14 protein-coding genes and 1 pseudogene are annotated in these 14,419 nt (G+C 68.1%); 6 read left to right on the top strand and 9 right to left on the bottom strand.

Annotation, left to right across the window (positions count from 1 at the left end):
* Window positions 1–41 precede the first annotated feature (41 nt).
* Window positions 42–2,249 (top strand): serine/threonine-protein kinase, encoded by a 2,208-nt coding sequence (locus VMT40_RS05785; RefSeq protein WP_326356885.1) that lies wholly within the window; start codon window positions 42–44, stop codon window positions 2,247–2,249.
* Window positions 2,250–2,330: 81 nt separating this feature from the next.
* On the opposite strand, the gene VMT40_RS05780 is transcribed toward VMT40_RS05785, so the two are convergent.
* The 7 genes from VMT40_RS05780 to VMT40_RS05750 form a co-directional block, all read right to left on the bottom strand.
* Entirely contained in the window at window positions 2,331–2,756 is a 426-nt protein-coding gene (locus VMT40_RS05780) for a DUF1707 and DUF4190 domain-containing protein (protein WP_326356884.1), read from the bottom strand.
* A 122-nt stretch (window positions 2,757–2,878) separates the two neighbouring features.
* On the bottom strand, window positions 2,879–3,340 hold the full coding sequence (locus tag VMT40_RS05775; RefSeq protein ID WP_326356883.1) for an SRPBCC family protein: 462 nt from the start codon (window positions 3,338–3,340) through the stop codon (window positions 2,879–2,881).
* 58 nt (window positions 3,341–3,398) lie between these two features.
* Window positions 3,399–4,367 carry a copper resistance D family protein gene (locus VMT40_RS05770; RefSeq protein WP_326356882.1) on the bottom strand — a complete coding sequence of 323 codons (969 nt, stop codon included), beginning with the start codon at window positions 4,365–4,367 and terminating at the stop codon, window positions 3,399–3,401.
* On the bottom strand, window positions 4,364–4,900 hold the full coding sequence (locus VMT40_RS05765; RefSeq protein ID WP_326356881.1) for a copper resistance CopC family protein: 537 nt from the start codon (window positions 4,898–4,900) through the stop codon (window positions 4,364–4,366). Before VMT40_RS05765 ends, VMT40_RS05770 begins: the two co-directional genes overlap by 4 nt.
* Window positions 4,897–5,550 (bottom strand): YcnI family copper-binding membrane protein, encoded by a 654-nt coding sequence (locus VMT40_RS05760; protein WP_326356880.1) that lies wholly within the window; start codon window positions 5,548–5,550, stop codon window positions 4,897–4,899. The genes VMT40_RS05765 and VMT40_RS05760 overlap by 4 nt, the downstream gene beginning before the upstream one ends.
* A gap of 50 nt (window positions 5,551–5,600) precedes the next feature.
* Window positions 5,601–6,101: a hypothetical protein gene (locus VMT40_RS05755; RefSeq protein WP_326356879.1), complete on the bottom strand. Its 501-nt coding sequence runs from the start codon at window positions 6,099–6,101 to the stop codon at window positions 5,601–5,603.
* 7 nt (window positions 6,102–6,108) lie between these two features.
* Window positions 6,109–6,747 (bottom strand): DUF6474 family protein, encoded by a 639-nt coding sequence (locus tag VMT40_RS05750; RefSeq protein ID WP_326356878.1) that lies wholly within the window; start codon window positions 6,745–6,747, stop codon window positions 6,109–6,111.
* Window positions 6,748–6,878: 131 nt separating this feature from the next.
* On the opposite strand from VMT40_RS05750, the pseudogene VMT40_RS05745 reads away from it, so the two are divergent.
* The 3 genes and pseudogenes from VMT40_RS05745 to VMT40_RS05735 all read left to right on the top strand — a co-directional run bounded on the left by VMT40_RS05745 (window position 6,879) and on the right by VMT40_RS05735 (window position 11,083).
* Window positions 6,879–8,576: pseudogene (locus VMT40_RS05745) on the top strand (TM0106 family RecB-like putative nuclease).
* The gene (gene htpG, locus VMT40_RS05740) at window positions 8,573–10,531 is read left to right on the top strand and encodes a molecular chaperone HtpG (RefSeq protein ID WP_326356877.1); all 1,959 of its coding nucleotides are present in this window, start codon (window positions 8,573–8,575) and stop codon (window positions 10,529–10,531) included. Before VMT40_RS05745 ends, htpG begins: the two are co-directional and overlap by 4 nt.
* Window positions 10,532–10,882: 351 nt before the next feature.
* A complete protein-coding gene (locus tag VMT40_RS05735; protein ID WP_326312678.1) occupies window positions 10,883–11,083 on the top strand; it encodes a cold-shock protein in 201 nt (66 codons plus the stop codon).
* A gap of 105 nt (window positions 11,084–11,188) precedes the next feature.
* Here VMT40_RS05735 and VMT40_RS05730 read toward each other — a convergent pair whose 3' ends face one another.
* Window positions 11,189–11,956, bottom strand: coding sequence for an SDR family NAD(P)-dependent oxidoreductase (locus tag VMT40_RS05730; protein ID WP_326312677.1), 768 nt, complete (start codon window positions 11,954–11,956; stop codon window positions 11,189–11,191).
* Window positions 11,957–12,100: 144 nt separating this feature from the next.
* Here VMT40_RS05730 and VMT40_RS05725 point away from each other — a divergent pair, with 144 nt between their 5' ends.
* Together VMT40_RS05725 and VMT40_RS05720 are read left to right on the top strand one after the other, a co-directional pair.
* A complete protein-coding gene (locus VMT40_RS05725) occupies window positions 12,101–13,009 on the top strand; it encodes an SDR family NAD(P)-dependent oxidoreductase (RefSeq protein ID WP_326356876.1) in 909 nt (302 codons plus the stop codon).
* Window positions 13,010–13,042: 33 nt separating this feature from the next.
* On the top strand, window positions 13,043–13,687 hold the full coding sequence (locus tag VMT40_RS05720; RefSeq protein ID WP_326356875.1) for a TetR/AcrR family transcriptional regulator: 645 nt from the start codon (window positions 13,043–13,045) through the stop codon (window positions 13,685–13,687).
* Here the strand turns inward: VMT40_RS05720 and VMT40_RS05715 are convergent.
* Window positions 13,628–14,377 (bottom strand): TMEM165/GDT1 family protein, encoded by a 750-nt coding sequence (locus tag VMT40_RS05715; RefSeq protein WP_326356874.1) that lies wholly within the window; start codon window positions 14,375–14,377, stop codon window positions 13,628–13,630. The genes VMT40_RS05720 and VMT40_RS05715 overlap by 60 nt on opposite strands.
* Between the last annotated feature and the right edge of the window lie 42 nt (window positions 14,378–14,419).

The following is a 14,419-nucleotide window of genomic DNA, read 5'->3' as shown; positions in this document are numbered from 1 at the left end:
GCATACTGACGGCACCCGATGAGTCCAGGTCGGGGGAGGACATGAAGGTGGAACCGGCGATCGACTCGGGTGCCGTCGACGAGACCCGCTCCCTGCTGGCGTCGGTGATCGCGAGATTCACCGCCGCGTGGGAGGACGCGGGCGCGCCGCCGCGGCTGGCCGAATTCCTGCCGCGCGCACCGGAGATCCGGCGGCTCGCGCTCATCGAACTGATCAAGGTGGATCTGGAATATCGCTGGATCCGCTACGACTTCCCCAAACGGCTCGCCGAGTATCGAGCCGAATTCGACGAATTGCGTTCCGGCCCACTGCCCCCGGATCTGGCCTACGAGGAATTCCACGCGCTGCGTCGCTCCGGCTTCGCCCTGGACGTGAGCTGCTATCCGACCGAGGCCGCCGCCACCGAATGGGCCGAGCGCGACTACCGCAGCACCCTGCTGGCCCGCCCGCGCGCCCAGCACGCGTTGGAGGGCATCGAGGTCGGCGATCGGGTGGACGATTTCGATCTGCTGGTGGAATTGGGCAGCGGCGCGTTCGCGCGGGTGTTTCTGGCCCGGCAGCGGTCCATGCAACGCCTGGTGGCGGTGAAGATCTCGCAGAATCACGGCACCGAGTCCGAGACCCTGGCCCAGCTCGACCACGAGCACATCGTGCGGGTCTTCGATCAGCGGCTGCTGGCCGAGCGGGAACTGAAACTGCTGTACATGCAATATCTTCCGGGCGGCACCCTGTCGAAGGTATTGGCGCTGGTGCGTTCCCGGGAGCCGGGGGAGCGCGACGGCGGGCTGCTGCTGGAGGCCGTGGACGCGGCCATGCGCGACAAGGGCGGGCTGGTACCCGGCGAATCGCCCACCCGTGCCGCCGTGGCGGAGCGGACCTGGCCGGAAACCGTGGCGTGGCTGGGCGGTCGGTTGGCCCGCGCCCTGGACTACGCCTCCGACAACGGGGTGCTGCACCGGGACATCAAGCCCGCCAATGTGCTGCTCACCGCCGACGGCAGCCCGAAGCTGGCGGACTTCAATATCAGTTTCAGCCTGCACGTGGCGGGTACCAGCCCGTTGGCCTACTTCGGCGGCTCCCTGGCCTACATGTCGCCCGAGCAATTGGCGGCCTGTCATCCCCAATTGCCGGAAACCGCCGAGGATCTCGACGGCCGCAGCGATATCTACGCCCTCGGCGTGGTGCTGTGGGAGCTGCTCACCGGCCGTCGCCCCTTCGACGACGAGAACCGCGCGGGCGATTCGGAGTCCTCGCTGGAGCGCATGCTGCGGCTGCGCGGGCACGAGATCGATCCGCGCTATCTCGACGACCTGCCGCCCGACTGCCCGCCCACGCTGCGCCGGGTGCTGCTGAAATGCCTTGCCCCCGACCGGGAGGACCGCTGGCCGACCGGTGCGGCCCTGGCTCAGCAGCTGGAGTTGTGCCTGGATCAGCGCGCCCGCGATCTGGTGGATCCGCCGGAGCACAGCTGGCGGGCCCGGGTCGGACCGTGGTCGCTGCTGGCCCTGATCACGGTGGCTACTTTCCTGGGCGACCTGCTCGGAATGGCCTACGCGAACCTGCACAATCACGGGCTGTGGGCGCTGTGGTTCTCGCCGGGGGAGCGGGCTCGGCTGCAGGTGGTCGGAAATCTCTTGGCGCTCACCGCGACTCCGGCCGCCGTCGTGCTGACCAACTATCTGTGCCGCCGCGCCTTCATAGTCTGGCGGGGTGTGCGGCGCGGCCGCGTCTACGATCCGGTGGCGCTGTCGCGAGCGCGCCGGGACGCCCTCGTCGACGGTGACCGGGTGGCCTTGGTCGCCTTCGCCTGGTGGGCGCTCGCGGCCGCGGTATCGGCCATCGCGCTGGTGGTGTTCACCGGTGCGCCGCCCGGTCACATTGTGAATCTCGTTGCGACGATGCTGGTTTCGGGCGCGATATCGGTCGCCTACCCGTTCTTCGTGGTCACCTTCTTCGTGGTGCGCTGCTTCTATCCGCGGCTGCTGACCCACGGGGAGACGGCCCGCGATCGCGACGCGCTGCATGCCCTGAGCCGCCGCTGCACCCGGTATCTGGCGGTGGCGGTGGCGATTCCCTTGATCGGCGTCATCTCCAGCCTGATCTTCCTGAATGCCGAGGAGGTGTCGCTGGCGCTGGTTCCGATCTACGGCCTGTGCGTGGTGGGCGTGCTCGGCTTCCTGGGCGACTACTGGCTGTTCCGTCAGACCGAGGCGGATCTGCGCGCGTTCGAGCGCGCGGTCTCGGCCTAGCCCGGGGCTATGGTGAGGGTGCAAGGGCCACAGCGAGATTCAACGGAAGAACACCCAGGCGAAGATCGTCATCCACATGACTTACACCGCGAGCCCGGCGATGGCGAAGCCCCGGTCCTCGCGCCGCTCGCCGTCGGTGAGCGCCACCAGTGCGAGGATCACGGCCGGGACCGCGGTCAGCCCGCAGAAGAAGCCGAGCACCGCGAGCACGAACGAGGTGATCCCCATCCCCTTGGAACGCGGCGCGGCGGGCGCGTAATACAAAGGCGCGGCAGAATAGGGCGGCATATTCGGATAGACCGGCAGACTGGCCCGCTGCCACGGCAATCCGGCCATGACCACATCGAGTTGCGCGAAGGTTCGCGCGTTCAGCGCCGTCCCAATGCGATCCGACAGCTCTTCGACGGTGAGCCGCCCGGCCTGAAAATTCTGTTTGAGCGCCTCGATCGCCCGCTCTCGATCGGCATCACTCGCGAGGTAATACGCTGCCGCCCAGTGAGGTTCCATCTGGTTCTCCATCGAACCCGAAGCCGAATAACTCTCACTTCGAGCCTATTCCTCCGGCACGTCACGGAGGTCGAATGGAGACCGGGGACACAGGGGTCGGCGGCTTTGGCGACCCCGGGCAGCTAGGCGTTGGTGCGGACGGTGTGGAACTCGGAGACCTGGGTGACCAGGTTGTGGGTCGAGCTCTTCACGGCGATCTTGACGAACGGCTCGATGGTCTTGCCGAGGATCTTGCCCGCGATGCCGCCCGGCACCCGGTAGTCGACAATGGCGTCGATCGTGCAGGATTCCTCGCCCTTGTCGTGGAAGAGGAAGGTGGATTCGATCTCGAAACCCTTGATCGACTTCACGCCAATGGCGTATCCGGGCTCGTGCCGCACGATCTGGATGGTCGAATGCAGGGTGATCGGACCCAGCGCGATGGTGCCGTCGAAGGTGGCGCCCACCCCCTCGACCTGATCGGTCAGCGGCGTGAAGGCGCTGATCTCATTGATGAATTTCGGCAGGTGCCGGTAATCGTTGACGTAGGCGAAAGCGGATTCGGCCGAGGCGGCGCAGTCTGCGACGATCTTGACTTCGGTCATGCGCGCCACAGTAACGGGTTCCAATTTCATTCGCAGATCTTGTGATGCATGCCATCTATCAGGCGGTGATGGCCAGCGTTCCGGCCAGTCCGAAGACCAGCGCCATCACCAGCACCTCCACGATCGCGCGACGCAGTGACGCGTCCGCCGTCAGCCGATGGTCGGCGGCCCGCGGCACCCAGGTGCGCCGCCACCACCAACCGGTGACGACCAGCAGGCACAGCACCACGGTCTTCGCCAGCAGAATGCGCCCGTATCCGGAATGCACCAGTGGCGACAGCCCACCGATCCGCACCAGCCCGTTGATCACCCCGGTGCACAGCACCGTAACCACCAGCGGCAGCGCCCAATTCGAGTATCGGGGCAGCAGCGTCGCCCATTCGCCCCGGGTGCGCACGGTCAGCGCCAGCGCCAGCAGCACCCCGAACCAGGCCGCCGCGGCCAGCGCGTGCACCGCCGCCAGCACCGAGCCGAGGGTCTGCTGGGACATGTGCCCGGTGATCGGCCGCAGCGTCAGCGTCACGGCCGTGAAGACCAGCACCAGATCCGCGCTGGCGCGGTCCGGATTGCGAAAACCGAAGGCGCTGTAGGCCGTGACGGCCCCGCAGCCGAGCAGAATGGCGATGCCGATCTGCCCGCCGCTCACATGCGCCAGGTAGTCGCCGAACTGCGCGGCGCTCATCCGCTGTTCCGCGACCCCCTGCACCTCGGCGGCTTCCAGCACCAGCATGCCGAATTCCATTGCCCCCCAGACCGCGGCGAGCAGGGTGAGCAGCCGCCAGCGCGGTGCCAACCGGTGCCACAGTCGCGGCAGCGCCGCCAGCCCGAGCACGGCCGCGCCCGCGCAGTCGGCCAACACCCGCACCGGGGCCTCGGCCTGGACCGGATCGCTTCCGGCCAGGATCCAGGCCAGGGCCGCACCGTCGAGGGCGACCGGGATGACCAGCAGCAGTAGCCATCTCGGTGAGCTGCTGCCGCCGGTCGTCCCGCGCTCTCGGCGACGATCGGTGCGGTCGGGCCGATTCACTTGCGCTGCTTGCCCCGTCCGCCGAACAGGGCGAAGGCCAGGCCGCCGCCGAAGAGCACCACCGCGCCCACGATGAACACCCACAGCGGCACGCCGCCGCCGTCGGAGCCGCCGGAGGAGGCATTGGCGTCGGCCTTCGGGCCGGGAGTTCCATTGCCCGCCTTGGTGAGTGTGAAGGTCCGCTTACCGCTGACGGGGTGCCCGTCGGCGGAGGTGACGCGATAGGCGATGGTGTACTCACCGACCGGTCCCAGCTCACCGACCTCGATGCTGATGGTCGGTCCCTCCACCTTCGGCTGTCCCTTCGACCACAGGTTCTTGTCGGGACCGGTGACCGTCATGGACGGGTAGGCGGGCTGCAGGTTCTCGTTGAACGTGATGCTGACCGTCGCGGGCGAGGTGTCGATCGAGGAGCCGTTCTCCGGGCTCGACGAAATGGGCGCCGAGTGCGCGTTCGCGACACCGCCGCCCAGCAGCGCGAATCCGAGGGCGAGCAGGCCGGTCACCAGACCGGCCAGCAGCTTGCGGGTCATGACCGGCGTCCCCGCAGCACGCTGCCCAGACCGAGGGCCGCGCCCAGCGCGCCCAGCGCCAGGCCGACGCCGCCGAGCCAGCGCGCGGTGTTGTCGGTGCCCTTGTCGGAGGTGTCGGAGTCGGCCGCGGCGGGTGCGTCGTCATCGCCGCCCTTGCTCTTGGCCAGGGTGAGCGTCGGCGCGGGATGCTCGGGCTCGGAGCCGTCGCCGTTCATCGGCTGATTCCATTCGACGACCTTGCCGTCGCTGTAGGTCTGGGTGGCGTTGAAGCTGACCTTGTCCTGCTTGGGCAGCGGGCCGATGGACAGCGGGAAGCGCTGGAACTGGCCGGGGGCGATGCCCGGGTTGCCCGGTGCGGCGGTCCAGGTGACCGAGGTGATCTCGCCCTGGGCGTTCTTCTCGACCGTGGCGGTCCATCCGGCGATCGGCTCGGTGCGCGCGCTCTTCAGATTCGGCAGCGCGACAGTGAGTTTGGTGGTGGAGGCGGTGTCGGACTCGTCCGGCACCCGGAAGGTGGCGACGCCGTAGCCGCCCTGGGTCGCGCCCGGGGCGTCCACCACCACGTGCGCGGAGGCGATGCCCGCCGCGGACAGCAGCAGGCCGGACGCGGCCGCGGCGGTGACGAGGGCGCGCGAAAGAGAGGTGTTCATGAAGTGGGTTGCCTTCTCTGACAAGGGTTACGGGAAGTTAGGGAGCGGGGTTACGCCGTAACCGGTGGCGCGCGCGGTCCGCCCGCGCCCAGTGCGAGAAGGGTTTTCGGGGTCCAGATCGAACGGGTGCGGCGCGATCGCGCGTGCCCCGTCACGAATTCCTCGGGCCGGGTGAGCACCGCCCGGACCGCCTGCGAGACGAGTCCGTAGAGCCGCTCGGCGACCAGGATCAGGAAGGCGCAGCCGACGGCCGCGACCGCGTGCGCCGCCACCATCGGGCCGTGGCTGGCGAATTCCATTGCGTGCGCGGCATGCCCGTGCTGCACCAGACCGCTCAGCGCGATATGGCAGGCGGGCTGACCCGCCACCATGAGCACCGGCAGCGCGGCGCGCGGGCGGATGGCGGCGGCCAGCGCGCCCAGCGCGGCCGTCACCAGCACCAGCAGCATGAGTCCCGAGGAGCCGGGATAGCCGCCGCCCGCGAACCCGTGCGCGCCGACCGCCAGTGTCGCCATGGCGACGCCTGCCAGTCCACCGCGCACCGAGCTCATGGGGTACTCAGTTCACGCCGAGACGCGCGAGCACATCGGCCTCGAGGCCGGAGAGCTCGTTGGAAATGGAGGCGTGCACGGCGCGGCGACGCTGCACCGGCATCTGGGCCGCGGTGCGCACGGCCGCGGACAGGCTGTCGAGCCGATCGCGGCTCGCGGTCACGAACTTCTTGGTCTCGGCGTCGGAGTGCTTGGCTTCGATATCCGACAGCGTGGATTCCGCGCTCGCGATGCGGGCCTGCAGCTTCGCGCCGGGACCGGAGAACTCGCCGAGTTGCTCGAGTCCGACGCCCAGCTGCTGGGCGCGGCGGGTGTCGAGCTGTCCGCGCACGAAGGTCGCGGCGCGGTAGGCCAGCGGGGCCAGCACCGGCACCAGGATGCGCGCCACGCCCAGATACTTGCGGATCGAGGCCGCGCTGAACGGATCCCGTTCGGCCCGGGCGGCGAGCTTGTTCGCGGCCTTCTCCTCGGCCTGCAGCTTGGCGATCTCCGCCTTGGCGACCTGCTTGTGCGTACGCGCCTCGGCACGGTTGCGCTTGCGCTCGTTGCGCGCGGCGAGCTTGGCCTCCATGCCAGCCTTGTGCTTGAGGGCTTTCGCCTCGGCTCGGCGGCTCACCTTCTTCTTGCGCTTGCCGAACAACCCCATAAATGGCCTCCGTCATGCTGGTTCGCCATGGCAGCACAGGGCCGGGGGGTTTGCCTGTCCGCCCATGAAACACAGTTTGCGAATCACCCTAACGGGTGGGCTCGCCGCACAGCGAGTGCCGGGCGGTTTCGGTGCCAGTTCGTAGGAATGTCGGGGGTGGAGGCCATACTGGCTGGCGTGTATTCGGGCATCGGTGACCATGGCGAGCGGGCTGCGTTCTTGGACGCGCGGTCGCTGATCGGATGTCGGCACCGGCTTCACCTCGACGCCAGCCATCCCGGCGTGTTGACCGGTGTGGCCGAGGATGCCGGTGTGCAGCAGCGGCGTGAGGCCGCGGCCGCGCATCGATTGCAGGTGCGCGACACCCTGGTTGGGGCCGCGCCCGAGCGGTGGACCGTCATCGATCCCCAGCAGCCCGCGCAGCAGCGGGCCGCCGCCACCATGGCCGCCCTCGCGGCCGGGGCCGAACGCATCTGGGGCGGGCTGCTGCCGCAGGAGGCCGACACCGGCCGTCGCGGTGGCTGCGAAATCCTTTGGCGCGACGACGATCGCGGCGGCTATATCCCGATCATCGTGGTGAACCACAAGGTCAGCGATCCCCGCCAGCCGGACCCGGCCGACTATCACCCCACCACCAGCGATCTGTACGAGTGGAATCCCAAGCCGGACAGGCATGTTCGCACCCGCCCGCAGCCCCGCGATCAGCAGCGCCTGGCGCACCTCTACCGCATGCTGCAGCGCCACGGCCTGGCCAGTCCGGCCCTGGTCGGCGGTGCCATCGGCTACCACTTCGACCGCATCCTCGTGCACGACCTGGGCCCGATCCTGGCCGACTACGACATTCGCTACGCCGACCGCATCGCGGTGGTCCGCGGCGAATTGCCCACCGTCCCTTCGAAAGTCCCCGAATGCCGCCAGTGCCCCTGGTGGACCCGGGCCCCGGAGGAGGGCGGCCGCAGCTGTGAGCAGTGGCTGGCCGAGCATCGCGATGTGAGAGCCTGGTGGCCCCGGGCTCGCGCGCGGAGACGCTGCGTCGCCACGGCGTCGAGACCATCGACGACCTGGCCGCCTGGAACGGCGACGAACCCGACGACTGGCAGTACGAGCCCTTCACCGAGACGGTCGTCACCGCCCGCGCCTGGGCCACCGGTGCGCCCCTGGTCCGCCGGGTCGACCGGGTACGCGTCACCCGCGCCGACGTCGAGGTGGATGTGGATCTCGAGAGCTTCCAGGAGCACGGCGCGTACCTGTGGGGCACCCTGCTCGACGGCGTCTACCGCCCGTTCGTCACCTGGGATCCGCTGCCCACCGAGGACGAGGGCCGCTCCTTCGCCGAGTTCTGGGGCTGGCTCATGGCGGTGCGCGCCCAGGCCGCGGTGGACGGCAAAACCTTTGCCGCCTACTGCTATTCCCGCACCGCCGAGGACAAGTGGCTCTACGAGTCGGCCCGCCGGTTCGCCGGTCGTCCCGGCATACCCACCGAGCGCGAGATCCAGCAGTTCGTGGACGGCCCGCAGTGGGTCGACATGTTCCAGGCGGTGTCCGAGCAGTTTATCTGCCCGAACGGCAAGGGCCTGAAGAAGATCGCGCCGGTCGCCGGATTCCACTGGCGCGACGCGGAAGCCGGGGGCGAGGCGTCCATGGCCTGGTATCGCCTGGCCGTCGCCTACGACGGCGGCGAGCCGGACCTGTCGCAGCGCACCCGCATCCTCGAGTACAACGAGGACGATGTGCAGGCCACGAAGGTCTTGCGGGACTGGATGACCGATCGCGCGGACGCCGAGGTTCCCGCCATCGCCGACTTCGCCCGTCGTAATATCGCGTCGTGAGCGAACACATCGAACACCTGGAGTTTCAGGCCGAGACGCATCAGCTGCTGGAGCTGATGATCCACTCGGTGTATTCGAACAAGGACACCTTCCTGCGCGAGCTGATCTCGAACGCCTCCGACGCGCTCGACAAGCTCCGGCTGGAGACCTTCCGCGACAAGGATCTGCAGGCCGACACCTCCGATCTGCACATCGAGCTCGAGGTCGACCGCGACAATCGCGTGCTCACCGTGCGTGACAATGGCATCGGCATGTCGCGCGCGGAGGTCGTGGACCTGATCGGCACGCTCGCCAAGTCCGGCACCGCCCAGCTGCGCAAGCAGCTGCTCGAGGCGAAGGCGGGGGACCAGCAGCAGGCCGAGGAGCTGATCGGCCAGTTCGGCATCGGCTTCTACTCGACCTTCATGGTCGCCGACAAGGTCACCCTGACCACCCGCAAGGCGGGCGAGACCACCGGCACCCGTTGGGAATCCGAGGCGGGCAGCTCCACCTACACGATCGAGGAGCTGGACGCGGCCCCGCAGGGCACGTCGGTGTCGTTGCACCTCAAGCCCTCCGACGACGAGGACCACCTCTTCGACTACACGCAGGAGTGGAAGCTCCGCGAGATCGTCAAGAAGTACTCGGATTTCATCGCCTGGCCCATCCGCATGGATGTCGAGCGCACCGTCATGGACGGCGAGGGCGAGGAGAAGACCGAGAAGAAGCTGGTCGAGACCCAGACCCTGAACTCGCAGAAGGCGCTGTGGACGCGCCCGCGCTCCGAGGTCTCCGACGAGGAGTACAAGGAGTTCTACAAGCACGTCTCGCACGCCTGGGACGATCCGCTCGAGATCATCCCCATGAAGGCCGAGGGCACCTTCGAATACCAGGCGCTGCTGTTCATTCCGTCGCACGCGCCGTTCGACCTGTTCACCCGCGAGCACAAGCGCGGTGTCCAGCTCTACGTGCGCCGGGTGTTCATCATGGACAACTGCGAAGAGCTGATGCCGGAGTACCTGCGCTTCGTCAAGGGCGTGGTGGACGCGCAGGACCTCTCGCTCAATGTCTCCCGCGAGATCCTGCAGCAGGACCGGCAGATCCAGATGATCCGCAAGCGCCTGGTCAAGAAGGTGCTGTCCACGGTCAAGGATCTGCGCAACGCCGAGGACAAGACCAAGTACCAGGAGTTCTGGAAGGAATTCGGCCGGGTCCTCAAGGAGGGCCTGCTGTCGGACATCGACAACCGCGAAACCATCCTGGGCGTCTCGTCTTTCGCTTCCACGCACTCCGAGACCGAGCTGACCTCGCTGGCCGAGTACGTCGAGCGCATGCCGGAGTCCCAGTCGGCCATCTACTACATGACCGGCGAGACCCGTCAGCAGATCGAGAACTCCCCGCACATCGAGGCGTTCAAGGCCAAGGGCCTCGAGGTGCTGGTGCTGACCGACCCGGTCGACGAGATGTGGGTGGGCTCGGTCACCGAGTTCGAGGGCAAGCCGATCGTCTCCATCGCCAAGGGCGAGGTGGATCTGGAGACCGAGGACGAGAAGAAGGAATCCGAGGCCCTGCGCGAGCAGCAGGAGAAGGATTTCGCCGACGTCCTGACGTGGCTGCGCGAAACCCTGGACGCGGACGTGAAGGAGGTGCGCCTGACCAACCGGCTCACCACCTCCCCGGCCTGCATCGTGGGTGATGTGTTCGATTTCACCCCGATGCTGGAACGCATGTATCGCGCCTCGGGTCAGGAATTGCCGCACAGCAAGCGCATTCTCGAGCTGAATCCGACGCACCCGCTGGTCACCGGCCTGCGCGACGCGTTCGCGAAGGTGTCCGGCGAGGCGGACAAGCCGGTGGAGCTCACCGAGACCGCCGAATTGCTCTACGGCACGGCGGTTCTCGCCGAGGGCGGCGAGCTGAAGGATCCGGCGCACTTCGCCCGGGTGCTGGCCGACCGCCTCACCCGGACGCTCTGAGTTCCTACCGACTCTCAGGGCTCACCCGGACGCTTCGGCGTCGAAGGCTGATCGGGCTCCTGCGGTGTTTCCGCAGGAGCCCGACCTATAGCAAGCGGGAATTGGTCATACCCGATTTATCCCGAATGTGATGGTTCGCATCTCGCGGCGATTTCGGGAACTCCTCGCGGACGCGTACGTTGTACGTCTTGGTCGTAAGTTTTTCGTGTTCGTGTTCAACATGCTCGCGCGGAACATTGTGCGGGCGTCGCTTCACCTTGCGAAGCAAGTTGCAAGCCGCCTTCTGATCGACCCCGGGTGCCGCGGCCGCGTCACCCACGCACCAAGGAAACACCTCGTCAGGAGAAGGTAATGGTTCAGGGCACCGTCAAGTGGTTCAACGCGGAGAAGGGCTACGGCTTCATCGCCCGCGAAGACGGCCCCGACGTTTTCGTCCACTACTCGGAGATCGAGGGCAACGGCTACCGTCAGCTCGAAGAGGGCCAGGCCGTGTCGTTCGAGATCACCGAGGGCAAGAAGGGCCCGCAGGCCGCTGCGGTCCGCGCCCACTAATTCGGTAGGTCGGGCGCGGGTGACTCAACCCACGCCGCCCACTTTTGAATAACCAAAGCCCGCACCGGTTTTCCGGCGCGGGCTTTGTCGTATCCGGACCCGGCGTCAGCGCGGAGCCATACGCAGCGCGCCGTCCATGCGGATGGTCTCGCCGTTGAGGTAGTCGTGCTCGGTGATGTACTGCGCCAGCTGCGCGTACTCGTCCGGGCGGCCCAGGCGCGACGGGAACGGCACGCCCGCCTCGAGCCCCTTGCGGTACTCCTCGGTGACACCGGCCAGCATCGGGGTGTCGATGATGCCGGGCGCGATGGTGTTCACGCGAATGCCGAACTGCGCCAGGTCACGCGCGGCCGGAATGGTCATACCGGCGACGCCGCCCTTGGAGGCCGAGTAGGCGATCTGCCCGATCTGCCCCTCGAAGGCCGCGACCGAGGCGGTGTTGATGATGACGCCGCGCGAGCCGTACTCGTCGACCGGATCGGTCTTGGCGATGGCGTCGGCGGCCAGGCGCATCACATTGAACGTGCCCAGCAGGTTCACGGTGATCACCGTGCGGAACAGCTCCAGATCGTGCGGGCCGTTCTTGGACAGGATGCGTCCCGCCCAGCCCACACCGGCGCAGTTGACGACAATGCGCAGCGGCACACCGGATTCCACGACGGTGGCGACCGCGGCGGCCACCTCGTCACCGCTGGTGACATCGGTCGGGATGAGGGTGACACCGGCGGGGACGCTGTCACCCGCACGCTCGATCGACTGGGCCAGATCCAGGCCGAAGACGGTCGCGCCCGCGTCGGCGAAGCGCTTGGCGGTAGCCGCACCCAGGCCGGACGCACCTCCGGTGACAATGGCGGCGGAGCCCGAAATCTCCACGGTGATTGGTCCTCTCGACGGTGGAGGGCCCTCTCACTGGCCCTCCGTCAATAGGCACCCTAGCGGGGTTCGGTGCGGCCCCTGCGAGGGGTGCTCGCAAAGTTTGCGAACACGAATGTTCGTCTAAGTGGTAGTTTCGCATACATGAATGCCAGCCCGGCCCGGGCCTTCCGTGGATTCCGCCGAAAGACCCCGCGAGTCGCGGGCAAACGCATCCTGATCACTGGCGCGGCGCGGGGGATAGGGGCCGCGCTGGCCCGGCAGCTGCATCAGCACGGCGCGCACGTGGCACTGCTCGGCATCGAGGAGTCGCTGCTGGCCCAGGTCGCCGCCGACTGCGGCGATGCCCCGTGGCGGTACTGCGATATCGGTGATCCGGCGCAGGTGCAGCGAGTCGTCAACTCCCTCACCGCCGAACTGGGCGGTCTGGACGCGGTGGTGTGCAATGCCGGTATCGCGCGGCAGCTTTCGCTCCTGGGTGGGGATCCGACCGTGCTCGAGGAGACCCTCACCGTCAATGTCCTCGGCGTCTACTACACGCTGCGCGCCGCCGGGCCCCACCTCGCGCACCGCGACGGCTACGTCCTGCTCATCTCCTCGCTGGCCGCGGCCATCCACCTACCCTTGGCCGGGGCCTACAGCGCCTCCAAGGCGGCGGTCGAGGCACTGGGCGACACCCTGCGCATCGAATTGCGCCACACCGGAGCCAAGGTCGGCATCGCCTACTTCGCCGAACTCGACACCGAGATGACCAGCCGCGGCTTCGGCACCGAGGCGGCGCGCAGCATTCTGGGCCGCACCACCGTGTCCGGCATCGCCCCGCTCGGCCCGGCCATCGACGCCTGCGAACACGCGCTGGCCCGCCGCTCCCGCCGCATCGTCTCGCCCTACTGGGTGAGCATGGCGCTGTGGTGTCGCCCGCTGACCCAGCGCCTGGTCGACTACTCGCTCCGCGGCGGGGTGGCCGGTGGTTTGGAGATCGCCCGCACCGAACCGACGGGCTTCACCACCGAACAACCGGCTCGACCCCGCAGAATGAGAAGGCTCGCCTGATCGCCCCCTGATTGCTCGGCCAACGGAGTCCACATGCCCGAATCGGCAACTCGCCAACTGCCCCGTGGCCGCCACGGCCTTCCCCGTGAAGCCGTGGTCGCGGCTCAACGCGACCGCATCCTGCTCGCCATGGCCGAGGCGATGACCGAGAACGGTTATGTCGGAACGCCGGTCGCCGCGGTCATCAAGCGCGCCGGTGTCTCCCGCGAGACCTTCTACGAGCAATTCCGTTCCAAGGAGGACTGTTTCGAGGCCGCCTACGAGCGCGCCGCGGAACTCATGCTGTCGGGCATTCTGGCCGCCACCGGCGCGGAGTTCGACGGCGAGTCCCGCACCGAGCGCATCGAGCGCGTGCTGGGCGCCTACCTGGACGCGCTCGCGGGCCAACCCGCCTATGCCCGTTTGTTTCTCGTGGAGGTCTACGCCGTCGGTCCCGAGGCCATCGCGCGCCGCACGGCCCTGCAGGAGACCTTCGTGGCCATGGTCGCCGATGTGCTGGGCGCGGACACCGAGCCGCAGCGCTTCGCCTGCCAGACCCTCGTCGCGGCGTTGAGCGCCATGGTCACCGCGCGCATCGCGGTCGGCGATCTGGACGGCCTGCGCGCGCTGCGGGAGCCGCTACTGGACCTCGTGCGGCGCAGCGGAGATCTGTTCGGCAGCACGGTCCTCGGCGACTGAACGCCGGGCCGCGGTATCCAGCGCGCGGCGGCGCAGCAGGTACAGCACGCCGCCCGCGAGGGCGGGAAGGATCAGCGCCAGCGCGGCGGCGACGGGAGTGCCGAGGCCGTGTGCGAAGGCCTCCAGCAGGGTCAGCGCGCCGAAGTACAGGAACAGCAGGCCCGAGCAGACCGCGATGAACCGCTCCGGAATGTGCTTGCCGACGGTCACTCCGATCAGAATGGCCAGCCCGCCCGCGGCCACCATGCCCGCCACCGAGCCGATCCACACCGCGACCCAGCCGTTGTTGGTGGCCAGGGCCATGGTGGCGAACATGGTCCGGTCGCCGAGTTCGGCCAACAGGAACGCCGAGAGTACGACCAGGAAAGCGTTGCGAGACTTGGGTTGTGCCGCGATCTGCGGCTCGTCGTCCGGGGCGGTCACCGGCAGGGTCTCGCGCAGGGTCCACAGGCCGACGCCGAGGAGGGTGGCCGCGGCCAACAGCGAAATGACACCGGTCGGCAGCGCCGCGCCGACGAAGTGGCCGACACCGACGGCGATCAGATTGACCAGCACGCTCGCGACGGTGATGCCGCTCAGCACCACCCACCAGCGGTAGCGCAGCGCGAATGTCAGTGCCATGAGCTGCGATTTATCGCCCAGTTCGGCGAGGAAGAGCACGCCGAAACTCAGCAATATCGTGGCGATCATGAAGGTCAGCTCCCAGGTCTCCGGCCTGTCGGCTGAATGCGG

The organism is Nocardia sp. CDC160 (assembly GCF_035818795.1).
Lineage (GTDB): Bacteria > Actinomycetota > Actinomycetes > Mycobacteriales > Mycobacteriaceae > Nocardia.
The sequence above is the reverse complement of the archived record's forward strand: the minus strand, read 5'-3'. Positions and strand labels throughout refer to the sequence as shown.